23 protein-coding genes and 1 riboswitch are annotated in these 26,116 nt (G+C 48.6%); of the genes, 16 read left to right on the top strand and 7 right to left on the bottom strand.

Annotated features, from left to right (window positions below):
• Positions 1-38 precede the first annotated feature (38 nt).
• The 3 genes from ABC765_RS06365 to ABC765_RS06355 all read left to right on the top strand — a co-directional run bounded on the left by ABC765_RS06365 (position 39) and on the right by ABC765_RS06355 (position 3,160).
• On the top strand, positions 39-1,274 hold the full coding sequence (locus tag ABC765_RS06365; protein ID WP_347979982.1) for an NRAMP family divalent metal transporter: 1,236 nt from the start codon (positions 39-41) through the stop codon (positions 1,272-1,274).
• Positions 1,275-1,446: 172 nt separating this feature from the next.
• Positions 1,447-1,887, top strand: a complete 441-nt coding sequence (locus tag ABC765_RS06360; protein WP_347979981.1) for a hypothetical protein — start codon at positions 1,447-1,449, stop codon at positions 1,885-1,887.
• Positions 1,888-1,984: 97 nt separating this feature from the next.
• On the top strand, positions 1,985-3,160 hold the full coding sequence (locus ABC765_RS06355) for an MFS transporter (RefSeq protein ID WP_347979980.1): 1,176 nt from the start codon (positions 1,985-1,987) through the stop codon (positions 3,158-3,160).
• A gap of 49 nt (positions 3,161-3,209) precedes the next feature.
• Here ABC765_RS06355 and ABC765_RS06350 read toward each other — a convergent pair whose 3' ends face one another.
• The 4 genes from ABC765_RS06350 to thiM are packed head-to-tail and all read right to left on the bottom strand — an operon-like array spanning position 3,210 to position 6,150.
• Positions 3,210-3,890, bottom strand: coding sequence for a TenA family protein (locus ABC765_RS06350; RefSeq protein WP_347963731.1), 681 nt, complete (start codon positions 3,888-3,890; stop codon positions 3,210-3,212).
• A 20-nt stretch (positions 3,891-3,910) separates the two neighbouring features.
• Positions 3,911-4,552 (bottom strand): thiamine phosphate synthase, encoded by a 642-nt coding sequence (gene thiE, locus ABC765_RS06345; protein WP_347979979.1) that lies wholly within the window; start codon positions 4,550-4,552, stop codon positions 3,911-3,913.
• Positions 4,553-4,561: 9 nt separating this feature from the next.
• Positions 4,562-5,359, bottom strand: coding sequence for a bifunctional hydroxymethylpyrimidine kinase/phosphomethylpyrimidine kinase (thiD, locus tag ABC765_RS06340; RefSeq protein ID WP_347979978.1), 798 nt, complete (start codon positions 5,357-5,359; stop codon positions 4,562-4,564).
• Between the two features lie 2 nt (positions 5,360-5,361).
• Complete coding sequence (gene thiM, locus ABC765_RS06335; RefSeq protein ID WP_347979977.1) at positions 5,362-6,150, bottom strand: hydroxyethylthiazole kinase; 789 nt, start codon at positions 6,148-6,150, stop codon at positions 5,362-5,364.
• 79 nt (positions 6,151-6,229) lie between these two features.
• A riboswitch (TPP riboswitch) is annotated at positions 6,230-6,338 on the bottom strand.
• A 187-nt stretch (positions 6,339-6,525) separates the two neighbouring features.
• Between thiM and ABC765_RS06330 the strand changes: the two genes are divergently transcribed.
• The 3 genes from ABC765_RS06330 (at position 6,526) to ABC765_RS06320 (ending at position 9,607) form a co-directional block, all read left to right on the top strand.
• Positions 6,526-7,830 (top strand): APC family permease, encoded by a 1,305-nt coding sequence (locus ABC765_RS06330; RefSeq protein ID WP_347979976.1) that lies wholly within the window; start codon positions 6,526-6,528, stop codon positions 7,828-7,830.
• A gap of 67 nt (positions 7,831-7,897) precedes the next feature.
• Complete coding sequence (locus ABC765_RS06325) at positions 7,898-8,806, top strand: alpha/beta hydrolase (RefSeq protein ID WP_347979975.1); 909 nt, start codon at positions 7,898-7,900, stop codon at positions 8,804-8,806.
• Positions 8,807-8,956: 150 nt separating this feature from the next.
• Complete coding sequence (locus ABC765_RS06320; RefSeq protein ID WP_347979974.1) at positions 8,957-9,607, top strand: hypothetical protein; 651 nt, start codon at positions 8,957-8,959, stop codon at positions 9,605-9,607.
• 122 nt (positions 9,608-9,729) lie between these two features.
• Here ABC765_RS06320 and ABC765_RS06315 read toward each other — a convergent pair whose 3' ends face one another.
• Positions 9,730-10,776, bottom strand: coding sequence for a WYL domain-containing protein (locus ABC765_RS06315; protein ID WP_347979973.1), 1,047 nt, complete (start codon positions 10,774-10,776; stop codon positions 9,730-9,732).
• A 612-nt stretch (positions 10,777-11,388) separates the two neighbouring features.
• On the opposite strand from ABC765_RS06315, the gene ABC765_RS06310 reads away from it, so the two are divergent.
• The 3 genes from ABC765_RS06310 (at position 11,389) to ABC765_RS06300 (ending at position 13,376) form a co-directional block, all read left to right on the top strand.
• A complete protein-coding gene (locus ABC765_RS06310; protein WP_347979972.1) occupies positions 11,389-12,489 on the top strand; it encodes an iron-containing alcohol dehydrogenase family protein in 1,101 nt (366 codons plus the stop codon).
• Positions 12,490-12,739: 250 nt separating this feature from the next.
• The gene (locus tag ABC765_RS06305; RefSeq protein WP_347953331.1) at positions 12,740-12,985 is read left to right on the top strand and encodes a hypothetical protein; all 246 of its coding nucleotides are present in this window, start codon (positions 12,740-12,742) and stop codon (positions 12,983-12,985) included.
• Between the two features lie 118 nt (positions 12,986-13,103).
• A complete protein-coding gene (locus ABC765_RS06300) occupies positions 13,104-13,376 on the top strand; it encodes a type II toxin-antitoxin system death-on-curing family toxin (protein WP_347979971.1) in 273 nt (90 codons plus the stop codon).
• 242 nt (positions 13,377-13,618) lie between these two features.
• On the opposite strand, the gene ABC765_RS06295 is transcribed toward ABC765_RS06300, so the two are convergent.
• Positions 13,619-14,779: an ArgE/DapE family deacylase gene (locus ABC765_RS06295; protein ID WP_347979970.1), complete on the bottom strand. Its 1,161-nt coding sequence runs from the start codon at positions 14,777-14,779 to the stop codon at positions 13,619-13,621.
• A gap of 230 nt (positions 14,780-15,009) precedes the next feature.
• Between ABC765_RS06295 and ABC765_RS06290 the strand changes: the two genes are divergently transcribed.
• The 3 genes from ABC765_RS06290 (at position 15,010) to ABC765_RS06280 (ending at position 19,041) form a co-directional block, all read left to right on the top strand.
• Positions 15,010-16,533 carry a gluconokinase gene (locus ABC765_RS06290; RefSeq protein ID WP_347979969.1) on the top strand — a complete coding sequence of 508 codons (1,524 nt, stop codon included), beginning with the start codon at positions 15,010-15,012 and terminating at the stop codon, positions 16,531-16,533.
• Between the two features lie 18 nt (positions 16,534-16,551).
• Positions 16,552-17,892 (top strand): gluconate:H+ symporter, encoded by a 1,341-nt coding sequence (locus tag ABC765_RS06285; protein ID WP_347979968.1) that lies wholly within the window; start codon positions 16,552-16,554, stop codon positions 17,890-17,892.
• Between the two features lie 141 nt (positions 17,893-18,033).
• On the top strand, positions 18,034-19,041 hold the full coding sequence (locus tag ABC765_RS06280; protein WP_347979967.1) for a LacI family DNA-binding transcriptional regulator: 1,008 nt from the start codon (positions 18,034-18,036) through the stop codon (positions 19,039-19,041).
• Positions 19,042-19,113: 72 nt separating this feature from the next.
• On the opposite strand, the gene ABC765_RS06275 is transcribed toward ABC765_RS06280, so the two are convergent.
• Entirely contained in the window at positions 19,114-19,677 is a 564-nt protein-coding gene (locus tag ABC765_RS06275; RefSeq protein ID WP_347979966.1) for a TetR/AcrR family transcriptional regulator, read from the bottom strand.
• Positions 19,678-19,797: 120 nt separating this feature from the next.
• Between ABC765_RS06275 and ABC765_RS06270 the strand changes: the two genes are divergently transcribed.
• The 4 genes from ABC765_RS06270 (at position 19,798) to icd (ending at position 26,024) form a co-directional block, all read left to right on the top strand.
• A complete protein-coding gene (locus ABC765_RS06270) occupies positions 19,798-20,499 on the top strand; it encodes an ABC transporter ATP-binding protein (RefSeq protein WP_347979965.1) in 702 nt (233 codons plus the stop codon).
• 9 nt (positions 20,500-20,508) lie between these two features.
• A complete protein-coding gene (locus ABC765_RS06265) occupies positions 20,509-23,076 on the top strand; it encodes an ABC transporter permease (RefSeq protein ID WP_347979964.1) in 2,568 nt (855 codons plus the stop codon).
• Positions 23,077-23,385: 309 nt separating this feature from the next.
• Positions 23,386-24,297, top strand: coding sequence for an AEC family transporter (locus tag ABC765_RS06260; RefSeq protein ID WP_347979963.1), 912 nt, complete (start codon positions 23,386-23,388; stop codon positions 24,295-24,297).
• 467 nt (positions 24,298-24,764) lie between these two features.
• Entirely contained in the window at positions 24,765-26,024 is a 1,260-nt protein-coding gene (gene icd / locus ABC765_RS06255) for an NADP-dependent isocitrate dehydrogenase (protein WP_347979962.1), read from the top strand.
• Positions 26,025-26,116: the final 92 nt, after the last annotated feature.

The raw sequence follows: 26,116 nt of genomic DNA, 5'->3' as shown, positions 1-26,116 counted from the left end.
AGCAGCTAACGGTTATTACATAAGAGAGGAAGATGTCTATGCAAAAGCACAATAAGAATGGCGCATCTGAGCTGCCGGTTTCTCATGACAAAAAACTGCGCGCGGCTGCGATCGGCGGGGCTTTCTTAATGGCCATGTCGGCAGTCGGTCCCGGCTTTTTGACCCAAACAGCTACCTTTACTGGTCAATTAGGCGCTGACTTTGGTTTTGCCATTTTGATCTGTATTTTAGTTGATATTGTCGTGCAGCTGAACATCTGGCGTATTATCGTCGTTGCCGGCAAGCGCGCGCAAGTGGTTGCTAACGAGGTCTTTCCGGGCTTGGGGTATCTGCTGAGTGCGCTGGTGGCGATTGGCGGCTTGTTCTTCAATATTGGCAACGTCGGCGGGGCTGGCTTAGGGCTCAATGTTTTGTTTGGCATCTCGCCGCAAGCCGGGGCCGTGTTGATTGGTATCTTTTCAATTATTGTCTTGGTAATTAAAGATGCTCTTAAAGCCGTTGATCGCACGGTTCAGGTGTTGGCGGCCATCATTGTTCTGGTTTTGATCTACATTCTGTGCGTTATGAAGGTGCCTTACCAAACCGCGGTCGTTCATACGTTTAAGCCAACCCACATTGACTTTTACTCGATTTTGACGATCGTTGGCGGAACCGTTGGAGGCTACATTTCATTTGCCGGTGGTCACCGTCTGTTGGCGGGCGGTGCCAGTGGTCAAAAAGACATCAAGTACGTTAATGAAGGTGCCTTGACGGGGATTGGGCTGGCATCAATCGTGCGGGTAATGCTCTTTTTGGCTGGTCTGGCAGTGGTAACGGCTGGCTACAAGCTTGATCCGGCCAACCCCGCGGCTTCGATTTTTAAATACGCGGCCGGTAATTTTGGCTACAAGTTCTTTGGCCTGGTCCTGATCGCGGCCGGCCTGTCTTCTGTCTTAGGCTCAACGTTTACTTCGGTCTCATTTCTGGACTATGCCGTCAGCAAGAAGGGCAATGCCAAGTTTGATCAGTTCCGCAGCTGGATTACGATCGGCTTTATCGTTTTTGCCACGGCGATCTTCTATTTCATCGGTCAGCCGGCCAAGGTACTGGTTGTGGTTGGCGCGCTGAACGGCTTTATCCTGCCAATCGCCTTGGGTATTCTGCTGGTTGCCGCGCACAGGTCCAAGATCATGGGGAGCGATTATCATCATCCGGCTTGGCTGACTTGGACGGGCTGGATCGTGGTTGCTTTTATGGCCTACTCCAGCATTGCCGCGGTTATGAAGCTGCTTTAAGACAATTTATGGCTGATGTGCTTAACCGTGCATCAGTCTTTTTATGCCCCAAAAAGTATAACGTTGTACATCTTTTAAACACTGGTTTGGAAACGATTGCTAAAACGTTACGAAACATGTTATGATGGAACGGTAGGATATCAGATGGTTTATTTTCAAGGAGGGGATAACAATGAAGAAAACTCGCATGATGATGTTTAGTCTGGTCCTGTTTGGTCTGCTGCTGGTGGCGGTACCCGCGAAGGCAGCCAGCATCGATGCTACGGAAAGCACTGCTTCAGCGTTATCCTCTTTAGCCAGTCTGCCAGTCGCGACGGCCGTTGATGATGGCTGGGCCGTTTTAGGAGCATTGGTGGTTGCTTTGCCAGGTGCATTCTATTTTGGCAAGAAAACCGACGAGAAGAATCGTCAAAATGCCAAATCAGGCCAACCAGACCAGCTGCTGCTTAACTATCGCGGTCAACAAGGCACGGTTGAGCAAATGAGCGGCAAGCAGGGACTCTTTGGCCATATCGTTGGCGTTCGTCACCTGGTATTATATGAAGGCCGCGATTTTGAAGAGCTGGAAAACGATTTTCACGAAGCGGTCGATGAATACCTAGCTAAATATTAAAAACCGAGCACGGTCGCAAAAAGCGGCGGTGCTCTTTTATTACGTTGATTATTAGAGTATAATGAGAAAATGTTATCAATTTATAGGGAGTGGCATTTTGGCAAAGCGAGAATCAATCTATACCAAAGACGTGATTTTAGTCATGATTGCGTCTTTTTGCTTTATGTTCAGCAACATGTACTGTAATCCGCTGATTAATGGCTATGCGCAAAAACTGGGAGCCAGCAGCACGTTTGCCGGTGTGATCGCAGGGATGATGAGTCTGGTGGCAATGTTTCTCAGACCAATTGCCGGTAATCTGACGGACCGAATCTCAAAGTATCGGCTGGCTTCTTGGGGCGGCCTGCTGAGCTTTATTGGTGTGACTGGCTATATTTTCGTACCCAACAGTGGCCTGCTGATGTTGTTTCGCTTGATCAACGGGACGGGGTACGTTTTGTGCACCGTCTGCATGACGACTTGGCTGGCCAGCTTGGTGCCATTGTCGCATGTTGGCGAGGCGATGGGACTGTATGGAATCATGAATGCACTGGCAATGGCGTTTGCCCCGGCAGTCTCCATTAATCTGTATCACGTAATCGGCTACCGGCCTGCCATTATCGTCTCGGCCGCGGCGGCGCTTTTGGTTGCAGTGATCGTTCAGTTTGTGAGTGATCGTTCCGTGCCGGTAAAGAAACTGCGCTCAAATGGGTCCGGCCGAATCAAGATCATTCAAAAAAGCGCGCTGCCAGTTGCGGCCATGACGGCTCTGTTTGCAATTCCTTACTTTGCCACGCAGGCTGATATCGTGACCTATGTTGAGCAGCGTCACTTATCGGTTGCCGTGGGCGCGTACTTTATGATCTATGCGGCCGTTTTGCTGGTAATCCGGCTTTGTCTGCGTACTAAATTCGACACGGTTCGTTTCGGCAAATGGCTGATCGTCAGTTTATTGGCCAATGTTTTTTATTTGATCATGCTGTCAATTATGAAAACCAATTGGGAAATGGCTTTGGCGGCCGCTGGCATGGCAATGGGATATGGCATCATCTACTCAGTCTGTCAGTCAACGGCCCTGATGCTGGCGCCACAAGGAGAACAGGGACTGGCCAGTTCAACGTTTTTTCTGGGCGTTGACATTGGGATGACGCTGGGACCGGTTCTAGGGGGCTTGATTGACCAGTATCTGCCGCTTAAAGCTTTTTACCCGGTCATGCTGATCATCGTGCCAATCATTTTCTTGATCTATTTGGGAGACCGCAAAGAGTTAAACAGCGCGGTCGCAAAACATTAAAAAAACGCTGGGTTGTCAGATGCAATCCAGCGTTTTAAATATCTGTTGCTTAATTATCAGCCAGGTCGGCCCAGGTCTGGTGAGTATAAGCCATTTGCCAAAAGCCCAGCTCATAGCTGCTGCTGCGCAAAAAGGCCGTCATCATCTGTTGCTTGACGGTTTCACTGCTGTTGGCGGCCAGTTCGTTGACTAAGCCGATCAGCTGTTGAGTACTGGTATCAAAACCGACTGTCTGATAGCTGTCAAAAAATGCTTGGTAGACGGGAACGGGACTGGTCTGATCTTTCCAGTAGTCGGCAATCTCATCATAAAGCCAGTAGCAGGGCAAAAGAGCGGTCACGGCAGCAGCGGGATCAACGTTCAGCTGATGTTCCATATGGGTAATGTAAGCGTAGTTGTTAGGAGCGATGGGAGCTTGCTGAATCTCTGCTGGACTGAGCTTGAGCTGTTGCAGCATTGGACTGCGCTGAATGTCTTCTCCGGAACCGTTGGCCAGCTTTAAGAGCAGCGCGCCCTGTGATTGAGGAAGCAGGGCGGCGGTTTTTTCGTGCAGCTTTTCAAACGCGGTCAGGTATTTGGTATCCTGCGTCAGATAATAGCGAAAGGTTGCCAATGGCAGTTTGCCGCTGGCCAGTTCAGTGATAAATGGATGGTGAATGCTTTTTTGCCAGAGTGGTGCAGCTGCTTGATGCAGTTTTTCAGAAAATTTAGTGGTTTTTGCGTCGTTCATAAAAATTTCACCTGGTTGATCTAGTATAAAGAATTGATATGCTGAACGGTTTTTTGAATGTCAGCACTTTGCAGAATCATCGAGATCATTGAAAGACCAGCGACTCCGGCAGCAAGCGTCTTAGCCATGTTGGCTTCGGTAATGCCGCCAATGGCCACGATTGGATGGGTGCTTAGCGTGACCAGCTCATGCAGTTTTTCAAGTCCCATCGCTGGATCAGCATCATTTTTTGAGTTGGTTGGAAAAATCGGACCACTGCCAACATAGGCCACCGGCAGCTGATTAGCATGCTCGATCTGTGCTGGCTGATTGCATGAATAGCCGACAAACATAGTATCCCCAACCGCGGCTAAGACCTGTTCGACACGCTGATCCTTTTGACCAACGTGGATGCCGTCAGCGTTGATTGCCTGGGCCAATTCAACGTCATCATCAACGATCAGCGGAATATGATGCTGATCGGCAAGTCTGCGCAGCTTCAGTCCCAGCTGCACGCGCTGTTCTTGGTTGAGCTGGCTGGTACCTTTTTCGCGATACTGAAAGGCGGTAATGCCGCTGTCCATTGCGATTGATACGTCATTTAGAAACTGTTTTGGATCATGATTGACGTCTTGGGTGCCGCCAACCAGATAGCAGTGAAGCATTTCTTCTCTAAATTGCATACGGACCTCCTAGACTGCCCAGTGATTCAAAGGACCGTGCCCGTGCCCAACCTGGATGCCATCGCGAATCGTGGCTTCCACGTATGCCTTGCCGATACGAATCGCGTTCTCCATCGACACGCCCTTAGCCAGCTCGGCAGTAATGCAGGCAGAGATCGTATCACCAGTACCGTGCGTGCGTTTGGTGTCGATCCGGGGCGAGCTCATCCAAAAACTTGATCCATCAGCCAGCAATACAAAGTCACTGGCCTGTTTTTGATCATTAAAATGACCGCCCTTAACCAAGACGTTCTTGGCGCCTAAAGCCTGCAGCCGCTGTCCAGCTTCTTTCATATCGGCGTTGTTCTTGATCGTCATTTCAGCCAGTGCCTCTGCTTCCGGCAGGTTGGGCGTTACCAGATCGGCGAGGGGAAGCAGCTTGGTCCTGACCGTGCTGATTGCCTCATCGGTCAACAGATGCGCGCCGCCTTTGGCAATCATGACTGGATCAACTATCAATGGTCCAAAGTCGTATTGTCTAAGATTGGCGACGACGGTTTCAACGGTTTCAGTGTCAGCCAGCATGCCCGTTTTGCAGGCCCGGATCTTTAAATCGGCGTTTAAGGAGGCAAACTGCTCATCAATGATTTTTTTTGGCAGCGGCATGGCGTCTTGAACCCCCAGCGTGTTTTGTGCCGTAATGGCCACTAAAACAGTCGTGGCAAAAACATGCCGCATCTGCATGGTTTTTAGATCTGCCTGCATGCCCGCGCCGCCACCTGAATCAGAGCCAGCAATCGAAAGGGCTTGTGGAAATTCATTGATCATCTTCAGTCTTCTTTCTGTAATTCGGTTTGCCAGGCTGCAATCAATTGATCATCGGCTTGGTAAAGATTGTCCAAAAACATGTTATACCAGCGGCTTGGCATCTGGGTCTTTTTAGCCGCGGCCTGGCCGGCTAAGGCAAATACCTTGCAAGCCGTGGCGGCCGCTTCCAAGACACTGCCGCCCAAACCGATAAAGGCCGCGATAATACTGGAAAGCATGTCGCCAGTTCCCACGTGAACGGCAAATAGCGGCGAGCCAAACGGAACCTTGATGACTTTTTGACCATCAGTGATGATATCTACGGCTCCAGTCATTGCAACAACGGTTTGGTATTTTTGAGCACATTTCTGCGCGATGGCGGTCAGATCACCATCACCAGATCCCGCATCGATGCCGTGGCTTTGCCAGTCAATCCCGGCTAACGCAGCAATCTCGCCGGCATTGCCGCGGATGCAGGCAAAGTGATACTTGCTCAAAAGCTCGTTGGCGACCTGAGTACGGTAGGCGCTGCCGGCACAGGCCACCGGGTCAAAAACGGCTGGGACCTCTAAAAACTGCGCGGCATCCATAACCGCCAGCATCTCTTCTCTTTGTGCGGCTTCAACGGTTCCCAGATTAATCGTAACGGCCTGGGCAATCTTGACCATGTCTTCGGCTTCTTCGGGCGCCTTGGACATGATTGGCGAAGCGCCTAAAACGTTTAAACCATTGGCAACATCAGCGGGCGTAACCATGTTGGCAACCGTTAAGACGACCGGATTTTGTTTGCGCAGCTGTGCAATCAGACTCATTTGAATTCCTCCTTTGATTGGCTGAAATAAAAAATCCGCGAACTCGTTAAAACGCTCGCGGATCTGGTTGATTCCAATTCAAAAAGAAGAAGCACTTTCCTTCGCAAGCATCGACTTAACAGGTTCAAAGAGTTTACGCGTCACTGCGCGCGTCTCAGTCCAGAACATGGACTCCCCTAGTGCGGAAAAATATTCAACTTAGTTTTTAGTATAGCAGAAAATTCAAATTTAGAAAGGTTTAATTAATTCAATGGGACGCGATGATCAATTTCAATCAATAAAGTCGTTAGCCATACGATTTTATCTTTGAAAACTTATCAAGCAGTCAATTCAGTGATAGATTTATTATAATTATATTAAAAAGGGGGGATGGACATGCCAAATCATCAAGCGGGCAAAATCAGCTTTGCCTCGGTGTTTTTATTCGGGATCAACAGCATGGTCGGGTCCGGCATCTTTTTATTGCCTGGCGTGCTGTTTCAGGATGCCGGCAACTGGAGCCTGGCCTTGATTCTGCTGGCGGCATTGGCAGTCTTGGCAATGGCCTATTGTTATGCCGAGATGGCGCATCACTTTTCGGGGAATGGCGCGGGCTGGTATTATACCTACAAAGAGTTTGGCCGATTTTGGGGCTTTGAGATCGGGCTGTTTACCTGGCTGCAGGGCGCCGCGGCTATTGCTACCGAGATCGCGGCTTTTTTACGCGGGCTGCGACCATGGCTGCCGCGATTAAGCGAGATTACGGTCTATCGCTGGGCTGGACTGGGAATGATTCTGATTTTATTGACGATCCGGCTGCTGGGTAAAAAGGCATCAACTTGGGCCAATAACTTTTCAACGGTCTTGAAGCTGGCAGTTTTGGGATTGTTTGTCGTGCTGGGGATTTTTTACGTCAAGCCGGGCAACTTTAATGCTGCGGTTCATAATTCGATTGATGACTTTGATCATGCGTTTATGCTGATCTTCTTTATGTTTCCAGGATTTTCTTTTTTGCCGGTACAGGCATCGTCCATTCACAATTCCAAAAAGAACCTGCCAAAGCTTTTGATTGGCGTGGTCATTAGCGTTGCCGTCATCTATATGGTTACCATGAGCGTGGCAATCGGGATGCTTGGCAATCGAATCGACAACGCAGACGCACCGCTGGCTTGGGCGTTTGGTCAGCAGTTTGGCAAGCTGGGCGAGGCCGTGATTATGATCGGCATGTTAGGATCGATTGCCGGCGTTGCGATCTCAATGTTTTACAGTACGCCATACGTGGTTTCGTCGCTGGCTAATGAAAAAGCGCTGCTGCCCAGGTTTATCGGCATCAAATCACAAAATGGCGTTCCATACGTTGCCACGCTTTTGACGGCTGGCATTGTTTTGATTTTGGTAATGGCGGGGGATTATCTGGCGCTGATTCCCTGCAGCATCATGATTGCCGTTGTTCAGTACGCATTCGTGGCGATGGCAACCATCAAGCTTGAATTTGCGGACTTAAAACGGCGGCATGCACAAGGCAAGATTGACCATATTGACATTTATGAAATGGTGCTGGCCGTGATAGCATTGCTGTGCTGTTTGTTTTTGGCCCGTTTTGTAACTCCTTTGGCAATCGAGATCACGGCTGGCATCGCATTGATCGGCGTGGTCAGTTATCTGGGACAGCTGATTAAGCGGCCGCCAGCTGAAAATTAATCAAAGACAGCGCTTTCTATCCGCGTTATAATCGGATTAGATGAATTTAGAAGCGGAGGGATTTTTAATGACGGAAATCAATTCATACGTCGATTTAAAATGGCTGCCGATCATTGAAAAGTTTCGCCATGAAGCCAAAATAAATGACGATGCGCGTGATGCCGGGTTGAATCCGTACCCAGAAAACGTTGATCGCTTTGACAATATTCGCTATGGTGATCATGGTGATGACAACCTGCTCGATTTGTATCGGCCGCATCGCTATCAAGGAAAACTGCCGGTGATCGTACACGTGCATGGCGGCGGTTTTGTCTATGGTAACAAAGAAACCTATCAATTTTATGGATTGGCGATGGCGCGGATGGGTTTTGCCTTTATCAACTTTAACTATCGCAAGGCACCAGAAGTTGAATACCCAAGCGAGCTGCGGGAAACCAACCAAGTCTTTCACTGGCTGGTGCAGCACGCCGAGAAGTATGACCTGGATCTCAACAACGTCTTCATTGCTGGCGACAGTGCCGGCGCGCAGATGGCAGAACAATATCTGGTGATGTATACCAATCCAGAATATGCACAGCTGCTGGAAATGCAGATGCCGGATTTAAACCTAAAAGCTGGTCTGCTCAACTGCGGCTGCTACTTTTTGGAACGGCAGCTGGCTCAGCCAAGCGTTCTGGATGCCTATTTTACAGGACATGCCCGTTCGCTGCATCCACATGATCTGAAAGTAGAAGACTATATTACCAAGGACTTTTTGCCGGTCTTTATTATGACTGCCAACCAAGACTTTCTGCATGATACGGCCGTCCGCTTTGATCAGTATCTGCTTGATCGAAAAATTCCGCATGAGTTTAGAAGCTATGGCGATTCTCAACACCCCCGCGGTCATGTTTTCCATGTCAACCAAAAGGATCCCGAAATCGCGGCCCGCTGCAATGCTGATGAGATCGATTTTTTGCGACGCTTTATCGATTAGTGGCGAATGTTTATGTAAAAATCGGTGAAGAAATGCCTAATGTTGAAATGAAATCTTCGGCTCAAAACTTGGGTCGGGGATTTTTTGATGTTTGCTGCGGGTGGCTAATTAACCTATAATGAAAAATAGTCTATCAATGGGGGAATGAGTATGGATCGTCAGCCAGACATGCGAGACTGGTCGTTTGCCAAGCGGGCGTTAGCTGAGATTCAGCAGGCCAAGCGCAAAAAATGGTACAGCTTTTGGGTGCAAGTTGAGCTGCCAGACGGCAAAAAGCACTGGTATCAATTGCCCAAAGACGTTCAGTATGCAATGCGGCAGCACGAAAAAAAGCATCGTCAAGACTGGTTTTTGATCATTAAAGGCGCTTTGATCAACGTACCGGTTTCAGCATATGATGAACAGGGCGATGTTGAGCTAAAGACTGGCGTGATTCGTCGAGCCGAGCGCCGCCATCAGCATACGTCTGATCCAGCTCAGATCTCACGCAGTCAATTTGTCCAGCCGCGCTACAGCTGGTGGGGCATCAGCAATCAAAAAGAAATGATCGTCTATCTGCAGCATGACCATAATCAAGGTAATCGTGAACAAATCAAACGAGATGTCAAAATCATCAACCGCAACTGGCAAAGAGCACGCTGGCAGGCGCCTTGCCGCTTGATGCTCAAGTATAGTCTGGCGGTCAGCTGCCTGGTGATGCTGTGCAGCTGGTCGATCATGCGCGGGCTGCTGTTGGCTGGCGGACTGATCGGGCTGATCTTTTCGCTTTGGCTGGACTGGTATCTCAGACCAGCCGCTTAGCTGACTTTCAAAAAGCAGCAGATGGCTTGTTATCATGCTCGCTAAAATCGTTTAAAATAGCAAATGACGCTGGATCAGCTTGACCCAGCGTCATTTTTTAGGATTGAATCGTGATTTTGAGACTATTTATAGTTATTCAGCGCATTTTGCAGCTCGGTTTTAATCTGGTCAACCAGGGCAGTCGGTTCCAAGATCTTAACCTGTGAACCGGCACTGAGCAGCCAGATCAAGGCGCCTTGAATGTTGGCCACGTGGGTTTCAATGACGACGTTTTCCTCATCGGCAGCCAGCTGATCAAAGTCAAACGACTCTTGTTTTCTGGCGTCATAGATCGGTGCAGCAAGGTCATTTTCATGATAGACCTTGGCTGCATAGGGAAATTTGTCGAGTGATGGCTCGATGATGCGGCGTGCACAGCGGAACACGATTTTTTCGACCGTCCCGTTGATGCTGCCAAACATGTTGGCCAGACTGTTGATGTTGGCGCTGCGGCTGGTTTCAATGGCATCGGGATCACAGTCGATCGGCAGGCTGGTTAAACTGGCCTGTTGAATGCGATCGATCCGGTAGTTGCGAATGTTGTTAGCTTTTTCCGGCACGTTGTATAAAATTGCGCGCAGATAAAAATAGTGATCGTTAAAGTCGATGCTTAACGGATCCAGTTCGCGCTGAGCAATCTGACCATGTGCGTCTTGGTAGACGATTTTCAAGACGTGCTGATCCGACAGGGCATGGCAGATCGTTTCAAAGGTATTGACGTCAACCAGTGATTGGACGGGCTGGTACTCGTCACGACTGGGTTTTAAAAGCACCTTGAAAAGCTCATCTTTATTGACGACCTTAAATGGAGCCATTAATCCCTTGATGACCGCGGAAAGGTCGGCTTTGCTGAAGGCGCGGCTGGCAATGATGATCTTGGCGATAATCAAGGTGCGGCGGAAATCGATCGTCTTTGGTGCCGTGTTTAACCGAAAAATCCGATCATGATCATTGAACGACTGGACGGTGATCTCCATTGGTGCCAGCCATTGCTTGATTTTATTGAAGTTCTTGTTGATGGCATCTGATTTGACATTGGCCACGGCTTCGATCTCGCTGCTGGTTACCATCCCTTCCGTCAGCAGCTTGATCAGCATGAAGCGTGCAGCTTGTCCCTTGGTGTCGGCCATTGAAAACTCCCCCTTTTTAAAATACGATTATACCAAATAAAAATTCAATGGTTAGTCGACTGATCATGGATATGGAAATTGATTAAAATCATATTAACAAGCACTAATAGTCGTTTTAAACCAGTCATCACTTATTCGGTCTCAGCAGCTTAGCGGTTCATTAGCGGCTGTTTGACTGGCAAAAGCAGCATTGCCGATATCTAGACTCTTTGCTGAAATCATTTCCGCACATGACGGTACAATTTATTTTAGTAAATCAAAAACGTTTATTTTAATTTAAATTAAAAAATATATTGACATTCTAATTTAATTATCATAAACTAACACCATTAAATCTTGACCAGGCTTAAAACAGAAAGGAGCCGTTTAAAATGGAATTTCAATTCAATGTTCAATTTAATCAGCAAACGGCTCTCAAAAAACAAGCCCTGCTGATGCTGTCAATCAAGGACCCGATTATTATTCAGTGCTGACTGAAAATAATTTGGCCCTTCTTTAGCTTGGCTGAGGGCCTCAAATGAAGCTCTCATTCAAAGCGAATGGGAGCTTTTGTTTTGCCGGATGAAGATTTTGACCAATGCGACATAAGATACATGAAAGAGGGAATCTACCATGATGTTTTCACAATGTGGACCACAACGTTTTATTTCTGCCAATGATGCCTATGACTACCTGCCAACTTATTTTGAGGAAGGCGGCATCAAGAAGGTGCTGTTCCTGCATGGTGAAAAGTCATGGGCCGCAGCCAAGCCTTACATGCCAGAGATGCCAGCCAGCGTAGCAATCATTGACGTGCCCTTCAATGGCGAGTGCTCCTATGAAGAAATCGCACGCGTCAAAGAGATTGCAACGGAAAATCAGGTTGATATGGTAATCGGTCTGGGCGGCGGCAAGTGCCTGGATACCGTCAAAAGCGTTACGCAGGGAACCAATTTTAAGCTTGGCCTGATTCCAACCTTGGCCAGCAACTGTGCGCCATGGTCGGCTTTAAGCGTGCACTACCATGAAAACGGCGAGCATATCAATCACGAGATCTATCATGAAACGGCCGACATTATGCTGCTTAATCCTCAGGTAATCGTCAACTCGCCAATCAACTATTTCGTTGCGGGGATTGGCGACACGCTGGCCAAGTACTACGAATCCGAGATGATTTTTGAAAACATGCAGCCAGAACAGTTCAACACGCAGCTGACGATCTCGCGGGCAATGGCTCAGGCCTGCCGCGACGATCTGCTGGAAAACTCGGAACAGGCAATTGCTGACATGAAGAAGGGCGAAGTGACGCCGGTCTTTCGTAAGGTAGTTGAGACGGTGATCGTAACTTCTGGCCTGGTTGGCGGCTGGGGCGACTACTTTGCGCGGGCAACCGGTGCTCATTCGGTTCATGATGCTTTGACCGTCTTTCCAGAAACCAGTGATTCGCTGCATGGCGAACGGGTTGCTTATGGGATTCTGGTACTTTTGGCTCTTGAAAAGCGTGAGGATGAAATGGCTGAGCTTTTGCCGCTTTACCGCAGCATGGGTCTGCCAGTCTGCCTTGCTGATCTGAATCTTGATGGCTCAGATCAAGACGTGGTGGCGCAGATTGCCCACGACACTTCCGCAGACGGCACGCAGATTCATTTCCTGCCAATCGATACGGGTGAACAGGCTGTTGCACGGGCGATTACCCGCGTTGAAGAAATTACGGCTGGCGAAACGGTTGTTTAAAATAAAGAATCGGCTGGCGGTACAATCGCAGCTGAAAAATAAATAAACGAAACGATGCGGCTTGATTGCGGATATTTCCGTAGTCAGGCCGTTTTGTTTGCCGACACGCTTAGCTTAAAAAGATCCTGAATCCCTAAAAATTCAGCTATGTTTTGGAGAAAAAGAAGCGACTGTAAAAGTTATGGGAACAATTATCTGTAAATGACTTCCGTAACTACAATATGCTATTATGCAATTACGAGGTGATCATATGATTAAGCTGACGGGCAAATCCAAACTCTTCAAAACCGGCAACTCATTTGGCCTGCGATTGACTAAGAGTGATAAGGAACTTCTTCATGCTAACCCAGGCGACGAGTTTGAAAAAAGTATTTCACCAGATGGCCAGACCATTACTTTTCGCAAAAAACAAGAGGTTAGTGACGAGACTAAAGCGATGATCAAGCAGCTTTTTGATGATAACAGCGAACTGATGGAACGGTTAAAAGACAAATGATCTATTTAACACAAGCAGAAATAATCGCCGTTAATCAATATGCGCTTGCTGGGGTAGGGCAACATTACCAGGGCATTCAATATCCAGTGGGCCTTTCATTAGTAGTTGAAAGCCACAGATGATCGTTTTTGGACGAGCTCTTTATCCCACAATTTGGTTGAAAGCTGCTTATATCATGCAAAAAATCACCAAGAAGCATATTTTTGCAGATGGAAACAAGCGAACGGCATTTCTAGCAACCTTACTTTTCCTAAGAAAGAACGGCTATCTGGTGAAATTCACAACTGATGAAGGTGAAGCACTGATGATACAGATTACTATGGCAGAAGATACTGAAGACGAGATGATAAAAGTCTCAGAAATTCTTGAGCAGCATAGTATTCATATGTAGTCTGAGATTGAAAAGATAAATAATTAATGATTGGCTTGATTATGGTCTCGATATTCGAGCAGTGATGCAAAACAATTCAATCGGCTGATGCGGCTTGGTTGCGGATATTTCCGTAGTCAGGCCGTTTTTTTAGCTGAATCTTGAAATTAGAAAAAGCCCATCGAATAACCAGATGAATTTTTTGATTCGCCTGGTTTCTCGGTGGGCATATCGGCAATGAACCGATTACGGATTTTTGGAGCTTATTTAAGATAGTCGCGGGCAATCTGCTTGTAGATGTCAATCATGCTGAGATACTGATCCAAGTCGATATACTCGTCGATCTTATGAGCCGTGGCGTTGCCGGGACCAAATACCAAAACGTCCATGTCGCGGTTGGCTTTGGTCATTTCTGAAGCATCCGTGCCAAAAGCAATGCCGCGGACGTTAAAGCTGCGTCCCAAATGATCGGCGGCAGCCTTTTGCGCAATGGTGACGATTTCGGCATCACGCTCAGTCGTGACGGCGATCTTGCTGCCGAGAATCTCGATGGAAAGCTGCGCGTGATCCTGATCGTTGATATTGGCGATGATGCAGTTTAAATGAGCGATGATTTTGTCATTGTCCGTTTCGGGGATGGTTCTAAGCTTGACAAAAAGTTCCGCATGATCAGGCACGGCATTCAGCTGCTCACCGCCATCAATCTTGGTAACTACCGGCACGGCGCGTCCTAAGACTGGATTTTCGTATTTAGCAACCAGTTCGCCAAAATATCGTTCCTGTTCCTGATAAAAATGAATCAAGGGCGTAATGGCATTAAAGCCCAGATCCGGCCGCGAGCTGTGCGCGGCTTTGCCAATCGAGTCGATGCGGTAGGTGATTGATCCTTTATGCGCGTAGGCGATGTCGGCATTAGTCGGTTCGGCAAAGATTGCGGCGGTCAGATCATCAACATAGCCGTCTTTTGCAAACTGCTGCGCCCCTTGCATGTGATTGATCTTGGAGCTTTCTTCGGCTACGGTGCCCAACAGTTCCAGCTTACCGTTTAAACCCGCGCCTTCATCTTTTAATTCGGCCATTGCGATCGCCATGGCTGCCAGACCGCCTTTCATATCAGCAGTCCCGCGTCCATACATGCGATTGTTTTCAATATGAGCACTGAATGGCGGAAACTGCCATTTGGCGGGATCCTCAGTCTTTACCACGTCTTGATGACCACAGAACGCCAAGACCTTGTCATTGTTTCCATAGCCCAGCTCAGCGTAGAAATTGCTGCGGCCCTTCATGACTGGCAATAGCCGGCAGCTGACGTCATGTTCCTGCATGAATGACTGCAGAACAACGGCCAAGCGATCCTCAAAACCGCCAGCCGTGTCGATTTCAATCAGCTGTTTTAAAAAGTCGATGCGTGCCTGGTTATCCATGGAAAAGACTCCTTTAAATCATTTTTAAACATCATCTTAGCGCGCCGATCATCAGCTGTCTAAAAATTTTTTTTAAAAGCAAAAGGCAACAGCGCCAACGTGTTTCGGTTTATCGATTTCCCAAATTTAACTGGAAGCGTTGACAAAACTTGAAAGCGCATTTATTATACTAGGTGTATCGATAACCTAAAGCGTTTTCAATAATTGTTGAAGATAAGGGAGAGTTGAAGATGAACTATCTAATTGGTGTGGACGTCGGCACGACCAGCACGAAAGCGGTCTTGTTCGATGAGAAAGCTCGGGTACTGGATTCTTATAAAGAACTGTATCAGCTTTATCGTGACGGCAATGGGATGGCGGAGCAGAATCCGGATGATCTGACCGTGGCCGTCGAAAAAGTGATTCATGACGCGGCTGATCGAGCCAAGTCATTAGGCGGCCGGGTATTGGCAGTCTCGTTTTCCAATGCCAACCAAAGCGTGATCTTACTGGATAAGAATCATCAGCGGCTGACGCGGGCGATGACCTGGGCTGATACGCGGGCACGTGAGGTTGCGGCTAAGCTGAAGGCCACCCCGGATGGAGCCGACATCTACGCGCAAACCGGGACGCCGATTCATCCAATGTCGCCTTTGACCAAGCTGATGTGGCTAAAGCAGACGCAGCCTGAAAAAATGGCAGCAGCCGCATATGTTGCTGACATCAAGTCGTATTTGTTCTGGAAACTGTTCGGCAAGTTTAGAGTCGACATCTCAACGGCCAGCTGCACTGGATTTTTCAATATGCACACGCAGGATTGGGATGATCAGATTCTGAAGCTGACTGGCATTACGCGCTCACAGCTGCCAGAGATCGTTGATGGTACGACCAAAGAAACTGGATTGACGCCTTCAGCCAAGCAGGCAACGGGGCTTGATGATGAGACGCCGTTTGTCTATGGTGCGTTTGACGGCGCGCTTTCCAATCTTGGCGTTGGGGCCACGCGGCAGGACACGGTTGCCATTACGATTGGAACTTCAGCGGCGGTGCGCGTGGCTACTGATCATCCAGTGGTCGATCCCGAACAGCGCTTGTTCTGCTACTCAATTGATCGGCAGCGCTGGGTGGTTGGCGGTCCTTTGAACAATGGCGGTGATGTTTTTCAATGGGCGGCCAATCATTTGGTCGACAGTTCGGCTGCCAAAAGTGAGGACAAATCGGTTTATGACGTTGCCAATGAAGTGATTGCCAGTGTTCCAGCTGGTGCGCATGGCTTGTTGTTCCATCCGTTTCTGGGTGGTGAGCGGGCGCCGCTTTGGGATGCCAACGCGCGCGGCAGCTTCTTTGGCCTGAATCCGCTGCATACCCGTGCCGACATGCTGCGGGCGGTAATGGAAGGCATCTGCATGAACATTGCCACGGTCTATGATGCGGTATGCGATCTGGTTGGTAAGCCTGCCAGCGTAACGGCAACGGGTGGCTTTGCCCGCTCTGAGGTCTGGAAGCAGATGCTGGCGGATGTCTTGGACGTCGCGGTTAACATTCCGGAATCCTATGAATCAGGATGCCTGGGTGCGGTTACGATGGCGATGAAGAGTCTGGAAATGATTGATGATCTGGACGCGGTACAAGAATTGATCGGCAGCGTTGGCGCTTATCAGCCGGAGCAGGCTACAGTGCGGGTCTATCAAAAGTATCTGCCATTATTCAAACAGGTTGAAGGATTGCTCAAGCCGGCCTATTCAACGATTGCTCGGCTGCAGCAGGAAAATTAAAATTGAGGGGGAAACATTATGCCACTGCTCATTGTTTTATTAGGGGTTTTGATTCTGATCTTCTTGATCGTTAAGTTGAAGCTCAACACATTCGTTTCACTGGTCGTTACTTCATTTATCATTGCGCTTTGTCTGCAGATTCCGGTTGCCAAGATACCAACCGCGATTGAAACTGGGATTGGCGGTCAGCTGGGCCACTTAGCAATTATTTTCGGATTTGGGTCCATGCTGGGTCAACTGGTTTCTGATGCTGGTGGCGGCTACCGGATTGCCACGACTTTGATCAATAAGTTCGGGCGGCGCTGGATTCAGGTTGCCGTAATTCTGGCATCGTTTATCATTGGTCTGGCACTGTTCTTTGAAGTTGGTCTGGTTGTCGTTTTGCCAATCATCTTCATTATTGCTAGAGAGCTCGACATGCCGCTGATGTACCTGGGGATTCCGATGGCAGCTACTTTGAACGTCTGCCACGCTTTCCTGCCGCCACACCCGGCACCAACGGCCATTACCGACATTCTTGGTGCTACTTTGGGTCACGTGCTGCTTTTGGGGATCATCGTCGCGATTCCAACGATTATCATCTCCGGTCCGGTTTTCAACTACTTCCTGCACAAGATCTATCCTTCCGTTTACCGCAAAGACGTTGATATCTCGGTCCTTGGCGAATACAAGGAATTCAAGCTGGAAGAAACGCCTGGCTTTGGCATCTCCGTTTTGACGGCCATGATGCCGGTTATCCTGATTGCCGTTGCTACGATCTGTTCATTTGTACTCTCCAAGACCAACCCAGTCAACCAGTTCATTCAATTCGTCGGTGCTCCTGATGCGGCCATGCTGCTGTCGCTGCTGTTTGCAATCTGGACGATGGGACTGGCCCGCAGCGAAAAGATGAGCGAGATCTCCAAGTCAATGACGACTTCTGTTAAACAAATTGCCATGATGCTGCTGATTATCGGTGGTGGCGGTGCCTTTAAGGAAGTTCTGGTAGAAGGCGGCATCTCCAAGTACGTCTCCACGCTGTTCTCTGGTACCAGCATCTCGCCAATCCTGGCTGCTTGGCTGATCACGGCACTGCTGCGGGTTTCGCTTGGCTCCTCGACCGTTTCTTCAATGACGGCAGCTGGCCTGATTGCACCAATGACTGCTCACATGTCGCCAACGATGAGTGCTTTGATGGTACTTTCGGTCGGTGCCGGTTCCGTCTTCTGTGACCATGTCAACGATGCCGGTTTCTGGATGATCAAGGAATACTTCGGTCTGTCACTTAAAGAAACGCTGCTTTCCTGGTCGACGCTGACCTCGGTATTGTCGCTGGCTGGTCTGGCAAGCGTTTGGGTCCTGTCATTGATCATTGCCTAGCCGATTTTCTTAGCTAAAGATTCACTCTTAGAAATATCTATAAAAGTGCGTGAGCCTAGTTGTGGTTCCGCACTTTTTTAATTAGTGCCCGGTTATGATAAAATAAGTCTTACTAAGCAAACAGTCTAAAGGAAGAGGATTATGTCACAGCATGTAACAATCAGCGACGTTGCCAAGGCGGCGGGGGTTTCGGTAACGACCGTCTCGCGCTATCTCAACGGCCATTATCAAAAAATGAGCGCGCAGACCAAAGAGCGTATTGATGCCACAATCAATCAACTGCATTACGTGCCGGCTGCTTCGGCCAGACGACTGCGCCAGACGCAGAGCCATTTGGTGGGGGTATTGGTCGGGGATATTGCCAACCATTTCTCATCACTGCTCAGTAAGGGAATCTATGACGTCTTGCAGCCAGCGGGTTATGATGTATTGTTGATGAACACCAACAACTCGCAGGAAATGGAGCAAAAGGCCCTAGATGATCTATATCAGCAGCGCGTTGACGGCATTATCGTGCAGCCAAACTCGCGCAGCTTTGCTCAATATCAATCGATTCTGCGCAATCAGACGCCGCTGGTTTTGGTTGACCGAGAAGTCGACGACCAGCCGCTGACAGTGGGCAAGGTAACCAGTGCCAACCTTGATGCCAGTTACCGGTTGGGACGCCAGCTGGGCAAAAAAGGCTATGCCAATGTAGTCACGGTCAGCTCACGATTTGCCGAGGCTTCCGGGCAGCATCCCCGAATCAAGGGCTTTCAGCTGGCGGCCAGTGAGACGGGGCTGACCTATCATAACATTGAAATCAAGGGCCATGATGACGACTGGCTGGCAAGAGAATTGACGCGCGTAATGGGACAGCTTAACGGACGAACGGTCGTGATCTCATTGATGGGGCCGATCCTGTTTACGCTGCTTAAGATCTTTAAGCATGAAAAAGTAACGTTTCCTAAAGATCTGGGGCTGATCAGCTTTGATGACTGGAGCTGGTCGCAGTACGTTGGTGAAGACGGCATCTTTTTGCTGCGGCAGGATATGGAGCTGATGGGTAATCTGGCGGCTCAAAAACTGCTGACTCAAATCGAAAACCGCTCAACGATCAGTGATACGTCGATTCTGCCGGTTACGATCGATGAGCATCCTTCAATTTAATGTAAAACCGATTGATCAATGACTGCGATCAGTCGGTTTTTATATTGTCGGAAAGCAGGCTGATCATCTGTCTTATGATCTTAAGATTTGCTGGGGCGGCGTGGCACGATAGGCTTCGATGATCTGTAAAAGCGCGGCGGGAGACTCCTGCATGTCGCGCTGAATCCAAAGCGTAAACAGTGAGGCAATGCCGCCAAAAACGATTTCGGATGCATAGGGCTGCTTGATCTTGGGCTGCTGCAGATTGGCATGCTGGTGAACAAAAGCCTGCGCCAGGGTTTGGGAAAGCCGCTCTTTGACTTGTCCCTTTAGATCGCTGTTTAAAAGAGCATGGGCAAAAGCGAAATTATTCTGCACATATTCAATAATTTGACTGATGGCAGTGGGTGAAAACCAGTCGTTGCGATCGCCGTTGTCCTGTTTTAGGATCGTGGCAATGCCAGTAAAGAAATCGTTGATCAGCTGCTGGGCCAGATCGTCTTTGTCAAGATAGTTCAAATAAAAGGTTCCGCGATTGATGCCGGCCTGCTTGACCAGACTGCTGATCGTCATTTTTTGAAATCCTTCCGTCTCTAGAAGTACGATAAATGCCTGCTTGATTTTTTCTTTCGAGGCTGTTTTGCGGATCGTTCCCATTTTTTCTCCTTAAATCAACAACTTATTCATTTTTGGTCATCACAAACTGAATTGAATCCATTAAAATGTAGCGTAAAGAAATCAAAAAAGCAAACTGCTGACAGTAAAGAAGGGAAAACTATGGCCTTAATCGAGGTACGCAACAACACAAAAATATACCAGACTGGTGATGAAACGCTTTATGCCAACAAAGACATCAGCTTTTCAATTGAAAAAGGCGAGCTGGTAATCATTCTGGGCGCTTCTGGCGCGGGCAAGTCAACTCTGCTCAACGTCTTGGGCGGGATGGATACGAACACGAGCGGCGAGGTTATCGTTGCCGGTCATGACATTGCCAAATATGATCGTCGTGAGCTGACGACCTATCGCCGACTAAGCGTAGGGTTTGTGTTTCAGTTCTATAATCTGATTCCCAACCTGACAGCTAAGGAAAACGTTGAATTAGCTTCAGAAATCGTTCCCCAGGCGCTGGATGCCGTTGAAGCGCTAAAAGCCGTGGGACTGGCCAATCGCATCAACAACTTTCCCGCTCAGCTTTCCGGCGGCGAGCAGCAGCGAGTGGCAATTGCGCGTGCCGTCGCCAAGAACCCGCAGCTGCTTTTGTGTGATGAGCCGACTGGTGCGCTGGACTATGAAACGGGTAAGCAGGTGCTGCAGATTCTGCAGGATATGAGTCGCGAGCATGGCTCAACGGTCATCATTGTTACGCATAACGCGGCTCTGGCTCCAATTGGCGATCAGGTGCTGCATATTCATGATGGTCAGCTGGTCAAACGGGAGCGTAATGAGCATCCAGCCGACATCAAGACGATTGAATGGTAGGTGAGCATCTTGAGCAAGCGAATACTATGGAAAGATGCCTGGCAGGCGATTACGCACTCGCTGGGCCGATTTATCGCGATCTTTCTCTTAATGGCCGTAAGCGCGTTTGCCTTGATTGGCTTAAAAATTACGGGACCGGATATGCGGCAGACGGCCACCAGCTTTTTTGCCCAGCATCATCTGGCCGATACCACGATTACGTCGAACTATGGCCTGGACAGCCGCGACCGTCAGATCATTCGGCAGCAAAAGAGCGTCAAGCAGGTTGATTTTGGCTATCTGCAGGACAGTACGATTGATCAGACGAAGCGGGCACTGCGGATTTTTTCACAAACCAATGGCGTCTCAAGCTGGCAGACGGTCAGTGGACATCTGCCGCGGCACGATAATGAGATTGCCGTCAGCTACCTGCTGAAGGGCAAGTATCATATTGGCCAGTGGATTACGCTCAAGCAGGCGGGCTCGTTGAAGCATCGTCAGTTTAAGATCGTCGGCTTCGTACGCTCCAGCGAGTATCTGGATCGCAGCGACATTGGCCAGACAACGGTAGGCACTGGCCAATTGAGCGGGGTGGCCGTCGTCAAAAAATCAGCCTTCAAGACCGGGACTGCCTATGCAATCGCACGGATCACGTATAATAAGACGGCGAAAATGAATCCTTATTCCACGCGCTATACCAATTATGTTGAAAAACAGCAGCAGTTGAAAAAGACCTTGAATCGGCATGGCAAAACCAAGCAGCAAAAACTTGAACGTCAGCTGAAGGCAGCTCAACAGCAGCTTGCCCAGGCAACGCAGCAGGCCGCTGTGCTTCAGCAGACGAATACAGCAGGCAATTCGGCTCTCATTCAGCAGGCTGCCGCGCTTAAAAAACAGCAGGCTAAACTCAAGCAGCTGGGCACGCCAACCTATACGCTGAGTGATCGAACGGAAAATCCCGGCTATGCCATTTACCGTTCCAACGCTGAACGAGTCGATATCCTGGCAAACGTCTTTCCGGTGCTGTTGTTTGCAATCGCGGCCCTGGTCAGCTTGACGACGATGACGCGGTTTGTGGAAGAAGAGCGGATCCAGATTGGCACGCTCAAGGCTTTAGGATATTCAAATGCCGATGTGGCCAAAAAGTTTGCGCTGTTTAGTCTGCTGGCCAGTTCAGCTGGGGTGGCGCTGGGAGCTTGGGGTGGTTTTATGATACTGCCAAAGATCATCTTTAAGGCCTATGCTGCCAACTCTACGCTCAGCGGCTTTCAGATCCACTTCTCATGGGCACTGCTTTTGACGACCTGGCTGATTGCCATTCTCTGTACGACGGGAGCCGCGCTGTGGGCATTGCATCGAGACTTGAAAGCCAAGCCGGCCGCATTGCTGCTGCCTAAGCCGCCTAAGGGAGGATCACGCATCTTGTTGGAGCGTTGGCATTGGCTGTGGAACCGACTCAGCTTCAATTATAAGGTAACGATGCGCAATCTCTTTCGGTATAAGAGTCGGGCGCTGATGACGATCTTTGGCGTTGCGGGCTGTACGGGACTTTTGGTAATGGGCTTTGGCATTCGCGATTCGCTCAGCGGCATCAGCAACATTGAATACAGCCGGATCATCAAGTACGATCTGATCGCTGTCCAAAATTCAAACAGCACTGCCAAACAGCAGCGGCAACTGAAAAATGAGCTGAACGGCAAATCAGTAAAGAGACATACCGGCGTTTATTTTGAGCAGCTGACCAAGAAGGCCGGTGATGATGATGCCACGCAGTCGATCTCTTTAATCGTTCCAAACAATGAAAAAAACTTTAAGCAGTATTTCGCGGTCAAGAACCGGCAGACTAAAAAAACGCTTAAGCTGCCGCAAGATGGCGTGATAATCTCCGAAAAGCTGGCACGACTGCTTAACGCTAAAAAGGGCAGCTCAATCAAGCTTAAGGACGCGAGTGGAAAATGGCGGACGATGAAGGTTGCTGGCATCATGGAGATGTATATCGGCCATTATGTACTGATGAGTCCGCAGGCATACCAAAAGATTTTCCATCAGTCATACCAGACCAACGCACAATTGATTACCCTTAAAAAAGGCGCTAAGCTGCAGCAGGAGTCGCAACGCTTGATGGCAACCGGCGCCGTGAAGGGGATCAATCAAAACGTCAATAATCAGCGGACGATTGACAACATTATGGGCAGTCTGAACCGGGTCATGATTATCTTGATCGGTTTAGCAGCCCTGCTGGCACTTGTGGTTATCTACAACCTGTCCAACATCAATATTGAAGAACGGATGCGCGAGCTGTCCACGATCAAGGTGCTCGGCTTCTATGATCAAGAAGTAACGCTCTATATCTATCGGGAAACGATCATTTTATCCGTGATCGGCATCTTACTGGGATATCTGGTCGGGATCGGTCTGCATCGCTTTATCATCTTAAGTTTGCCGCCTGCCAACGCGATGTTTGATCCAACGATGACGCTGACCAACTTTATCGTTTCGGCATTGATTCCGGCAGTTATTACAGCAGGGGTGGCAATGGCCATGCACCGCAAGATCAGAAGCGTTGATATGCTTGATGCATTGAGTTCAGTTGACTAGATGTGATTTACGAAAACCGTCTCTTTATGGGCGGTTTTTTTATTTTGAAAAATATGAGCAGCAGGTTTGTAGCTGTCTAGAGAAACAAGTTGCCGGGCTTGGGATTGGTCGATTGGAAATGTTGTTTTTAAATTTGCAAATGCTTTTGCAGATTAATTTACAGAAAGCAGTGCGGTTTAAAAACATAAAAGTTAATGGTGTAGACCATTATTGATTAAGATATCAAGGAATTCTTAGAATATTATTAAAAATTAGCTGATCTGCGTTATGATTATCAGCACCAACTAAAGCTGAGGGGGTTTGATAATCATGCTGAGTACTTTGATCTTTGCCTTGATTCCTATTTTCGTTACGATTGGTCTGGGCTATCTGGCAGCCAGACGCGGTATTTTTAACGATCAGGACAGCAAAAAATTCGTTAAGCTGGTTTTGACCTTCATGCTGCCGCTGCACGTGTTTGGCGGTCTGTGGAGCACCTCGCGCAGAATTTTGATTGCCAACGTGCCGCTGATGGGCTGGCTGATGCTTTCGATGACTGGCTGCTATTTGATGATGATCCTGATCTATCGGTTTGGTCTTCATAACTCAAGGCAGCTGGCCACGCTTAGAGCCATGTCGGTTGCCAATCCATCGGTACCGTTTATTGGCTCGGCCGTTTTGCCATTATTGTTCAGTACCAGCAACAGCGCGATTACGATTGGTATCTGTTCATTGACGGTCAATATCATTATGCTGCCGATTGCCTTTGATGCCTTGAGCAGTGACCGCTCACCCTGGAAACGGCTGGCGGCCACGTTTAAAAAGCCGTTGGTAGTTGCAGCTGTTTTAGGATTCTTCTTGACGTTATGCGGAACTCAGATGCCAAGTCAGCTGACCAGCACGTTTGATCTGCTTGGGAAAGGTGCAGGCGGGGTCGCGATTTTTGCGGCTGGCATCGTTTTAGGCACGCGGCATCTATCGTTCAATCAAACGATTTTAGGAACCGTATTGTTGAAAAATATCGTCTTTCCGCTGATCGTCTTGCTGATTATGTGGATCGCGGGAACGCCAGCTGTTTTAAGACGGCTGGTCGTGATTGCATTGGCGATCCCAACGGCAACGATGCCATCAACTTTGGCCATTCGCTTTGGCGTCAATGAAAAAGAGCTGGCCTCAACGCAATTCTGGAGTACGGCATTTTCCTTGGTTACGCTGTCGGCATTCGTGCTGGCGTTGGCCTAGCATATAGTTGAATTAAAATCAGCGAATAGTCAAATTAAGTATCATTAATTTAAAAATTTACAATAGAGAAACAGCGCCGCAATAAATTCTTTACAATGATCCGTTAGTCTTAACCATGGAAACAGAAAAACACCTCAGATTGATCCATTGCGTCAACTAAGATCCATTTCGTGTGATTCCTCGCCTATTTTGAGTCGTCTTGAGGGGTCGGGGCGACTCTTTAACTGGATTGCAATTGACAGGGCACCAATTTGAAATCTGCTCGTTTTGCTGCTTCCGAGGCAAGTCAAGAAAGTTCCTAGAATTAGACAAAACGTACCATACTCTTAACCTTAAGCACGCATGTTTCACAAAGAAGCAGCGTGCTTTTTTGTGTTAAGCTTGAATGGAAACTCAGTATATTTTAATTAAAATAGCTAACGACCGGTTCTGATAAAATAACTGATCAGCAAAAAGGAGTGATTGTTTTGAGTGAATTAATTGAAATGAAAAATGGGCAGCTGCAGGTTCCCGACAATCCGCAAATTCCCTACCTGCAGGGTGATGGAATTGGTCCAGAAATTTGGCAGGCCACGCAGCCAGTGCTGGATGCCGCCGTTAAACGCGCCTATCAAGGACGGCGTAAGATTGACTGGCTGCCGCTTTTAGCTGGCGAACGAGCGCATGAGCTGGCAGATGAGTGGCTGCCGCAGCAAACCATTATGGAATTAAAACGACATCTGGTTGCAATTAAAGGCCCCATGACGACGCCGGTTGGTACTGGTCATCGCTCAATCAACGTTGCCCTGCGACAAACGCTTGATCTGTATGCCTGTTGGCGGCCGATTCGCTATTTTGCAGGGGTGCCGTCGCCAGTTAGGCATCCGGAGCGCGTTTGCATCGATCTGTTTAGAGAAAATACGGAAGACATCTACGCTGGGATTGAGGCATCAGCTGATTCCACGGCCGCTCAGTCTCTAAAAAAGTGGCTGCAAGAAACCAATCAGCTGCAGCGCGTACGTTTTCCCGATACAGCCGCGTTTGGCATCAAGCCGATCTCAAAAGAAGGCTCACAGCGGCTGATTCAAGTAGCAATTGACTACGCGCTGAAAAATCATCGTCAGTATCTAACCCTGGTGCATAAAGGCAATATCATGAAAGAAACTGAAGGCGGCTTTAAAAAATGGGGGTATCAGCTGATTGAGCAAAAATATGCCAAACGAGTCTTGCCGATGCCGCGACTTGAGAAAATAAAAAAAGAGCAGGGAGAAGCGGTGGCGCAACGGGTCCTCCAACAAGCCCAGGCACAAGGAATGCTGATCGTCAATGACATCATCTGCGACAATTTCTTTCAGCAGGCATTGTTATTTCCAGAGCACTTTGATGTTGTTGCCACGATGAACCTCAACGGCGACTATCTATCTGATGCATTGGCGGCGCAAGTGGGCGGCTTGGGGATTGCGCCGGGCAGCAACATTAACTTCCAGACTGGCTGCGCAATTTTTGAGGCTACACATGGTACGGCACCGCAGCTAGCCGGAAAAAACTGCGCCAATCCAACGTCGCTGATCTTATCAGGTGCAATGATGATGGAGTATCTGGGATGGGGGAAAGCAGCCGAAATGATCAGAAAAGCAGTTGCGCAGGCCATTGCCATGCAGAAGGCCACGCCGGATCTAGTACCGGCAGCTGCAGCGCTTTCCACCAGTCAGTATGGTCAGCTTTTGGTTGAACTCATCAATTCTTAATCAAAAGCCTAGTTGGCAAAAGTTGCTTTTGATGAAACGGACGGTCAGCAAGACACCAATCAGTAAATCGAAAGCCGAACATTTGGATTTGA

Origin of the sequence: Limosilactobacillus sp. WILCCON 0051 (assembly GCF_039955095.1) — a bacterium.
Taxonomy (GTDB): domain Bacteria; phylum Bacillota; class Bacilli; order Lactobacillales; family Lactobacillaceae; genus Limosilactobacillus; species Limosilactobacillus allomucosae.
The sequence above is the reverse complement of the archived record's forward strand: the minus strand, read 5'-3'. Positions and strand labels throughout refer to the sequence as shown.